This window comes from Empedobacter sp. UBA7252, from assembly GCF_002472765.1.
Lineage (GTDB): Bacteria > Bacteroidota > Bacteroidia > Flavobacteriales > Weeksellaceae > Empedobacter > Empedobacter falsenii_B.
In genome coordinates this window covers 14,442-16,989 of record NZ_DKSQ01000090.1, presented here as the reverse complement: position 1 = coordinate 16,989, position 2,548 = coordinate 14,442, and the positions used below count along the sequence as shown (strand labels likewise).

The window sequence follows — 2,548 nt, the reverse complement described above, 5'->3', positions numbered from 1 at the left end:
GTGGAAAATGAAGCAAGAACGCTTGTCGCCATCTTACACAACTAAATTAAGTGATATTTTAAATGTAAATTAGATAATGGTAAAATTTATAAAAGCTCCTAAATTATCAGATGAATTAATTAGTGTTCCAATTAATGTTAATGCTGAAAAAGTTTATGTTCAATTTTTAGGTGAAGTGTCGGCAGGTTTTCCATCACCTGCAGCAGATTTTGTTCAAAATACTATTAGTCTAGATGAATCTTTACTAGATAAACCTGAAGCTACATATTTAAATAGGGTAGCAGGAGACAGTATGTATCCAGATTATTTGATTGGTGATTTATTGGTAATTCGTTCAGATATTGAACCAAGGCATAATGATGATATTATTGTTTCGGTTAATAATTCTGAATATACTTTTAAGCGATACGATGCAATTAACAAGAAAATTTTCCCTTTGAATCCTAAATACAAAAATGCAATTCAATTAGATGATGAAGATACAGTTTTAATTCTTGGAGTAGTAACTTCATTAATCAGACAAAAAAGAAAAGTTTAATAACTTATTTATTGTATATTTGTTAAGCGTTCGGAAAGAGATTTCTGAACGTTTTGTGTTTATTGAAAAACACAAAATATTGCTAATTCATTGCAAATTTTTTTTATGAAACTTTTTATTTGTTGTATCTAACAGAATAACAAATGCTTAAAAATTATACTCAATTACGCTAAAGGAAACCAATAATTTAAAATAGAATTTTCTATATATGAGTCGCTTAATTTTAAGCGACTTTTTTTATGAATTTATATTAATGAAAAGCTTTTAATTATTAAGTTGATAAAAATAGTGTTAATAAATAAAAAAAGATATTTTATTATGAATAATATAAAACTATTAATTGTAAATTGATAAAAGTATTAGAAACTAAAACATTTCTTATTAGTATGTTAAAAACATTTATTTTATTATCAGTCACGCTTGGTATCCCTTTTTTATTAATCATGTTTCTTTATGGAAGCACATTTTTTAAGAAAAATATCAATAATGACTAATAATTTTTTCCATTTACTAAATTAAAAAATCCTTCACTTGTATGAGCGAAGGATTTTTTTATGATGGTTTGATTAATGATTATTTTATTACAACTCTTTTGTTGATTTCCATTTGTTTTCCAACAACTTTGATGATATAAATACCTGGGTTTTTGAAATTAACTTCAACTTCTTTTTGATTTGACGAATTTGAAACTTCATTAATTAATTGTCCATTGAAATTAAAAACAGAAACTTTCTGAATTGATTTCGAATTATTTTCAAGTTTAACTTTAATCGAACGATTTGTTACATTGTAAACTGAAACATCATCACGCTTTTGATATTCGAAATCTCCAGTTCCTAAATTTGAACCCCAAATTTTTTCTGCATATTCAGGATGATCAATAAATGGGTTTCTGTTTTTTTGGTATCTGTAGACTAAATTATTAATATCTTTTTCACGATCAGAAACAGGATCATTTAAATGCCAAGTCATTAATATTTTCAAGAAAGTGTCTGTAAAAACTTTATCTTTTGTTTTATTAAACATAGCATAAGACCAACTCTGAATACCATTTTCTTGATAACGAGTAGCAAAATAAAAATAAGCACGAGCTATATCACCTTTAAACTCATCAATTGGTTCGAAAACTGTTCCAGAAAATCCCGCAGAGTATCCAGAGTTTTTATTACTTCCTAATTTAGAGCCATTTAAAGAAGTGTATGTTGCACTTTCAACAACTCCATAAGGAAAATTATCTCTTTTATTATTAACATAACCATCAGTTGGCCAGATATGGAATGCATCTGCAACCATAGGAGAGTTTTTATTAAAAACACTTTGAGGAATAATATGCTCTCTGTTGTAGCAGTCTCCTTCATTTTTATAACCAGAACTGCCACATTGATCTGAAGATTTTATAAAATTATAAGGATCAATTTTTTTCGGTATCTCTGAATAAATATCATAAATAGAATTATCTTTTTCATCATATTTATCTAAAAAACCATTATCAGAATCTGTTCTATTATAAAGTGTCCATAATCCGCCATATGTTAAATCTGTATGGTTTTTTATTATTTCATATAGCTGTGTTTTTAAGGTAAAGCTGCTACCAGTTGCAGTGTCGTAATAGTTACTTGGTGCTTGCGCTGACGCTAAAACACTTACTGTAAATATAGATAAAGAACATAAAATTTTTTTCATAAACAATTTAGCTAAAAAAAGCTGTGATTTCCACAGCTTGTACTTTGTATAAATTTATGAAATTTAAAGTTTACTAATTGTTAAATTATTTACTGTAATTTTGATAAATCACCAATGAATCTTGAATTTGTTTATTTAATAATTTGTATAAGTCAGGTTGATTTAAAGAAACTCCAGCTATCGATTTCAATTTTTTCTGAAAATTCTTAGAACCTAACAAAAATTTTGCTCGATAAGAATCTTTATTCATGACTTTTTTGGCTTGTAAATCTTTAAAATCTTTTCTAATTTTTCGTGCATATAATTCAGACAAGTCAAATTGCAACT

General features: G+C 26.5%; 4 protein-coding genes. 2 read left to right on the top strand and 2 right to left on the bottom strand.

Features of this window, described 5'->3' with window-relative positions; translation table 11 throughout:
• A partial coding sequence (locus tag B2X73_RS15355; protein WP_414647163.1) for a DUF4113 domain-containing protein occupies positions 1-73 on the top strand: 73 nt, incomplete at its 5' end.
• A 3-nt stretch (positions 74-76) separates the two neighbouring features.
• The gene (locus B2X73_RS13100) at positions 77-538 is read left to right on the top strand and encodes a LexA family protein (protein WP_291096598.1); all 462 of its coding nucleotides are present in this window, start codon (positions 77-79) and stop codon (positions 536-538) included.
• 573 nt (positions 539-1,111) lie between these two features.
• On the opposite strand, the gene B2X73_RS13095 is transcribed toward B2X73_RS13100, so the two are convergent.
• Together B2X73_RS13095 and B2X73_RS13090 are read right to left on the bottom strand one after the other, a co-directional pair.
• Complete coding sequence (locus tag B2X73_RS13095; protein ID WP_286495779.1) at positions 1,112-2,221, bottom strand: endonuclease; 1,110 nt, start codon at positions 2,219-2,221, stop codon at positions 1,112-1,114.
• Positions 2,222-2,306: 85 nt separating this feature from the next.
• The coding region (locus B2X73_RS13090) for a hypothetical protein (protein ID WP_291096596.1) at positions 2,307-2,548 on the bottom strand (242 nt) is incomplete at its 5' end.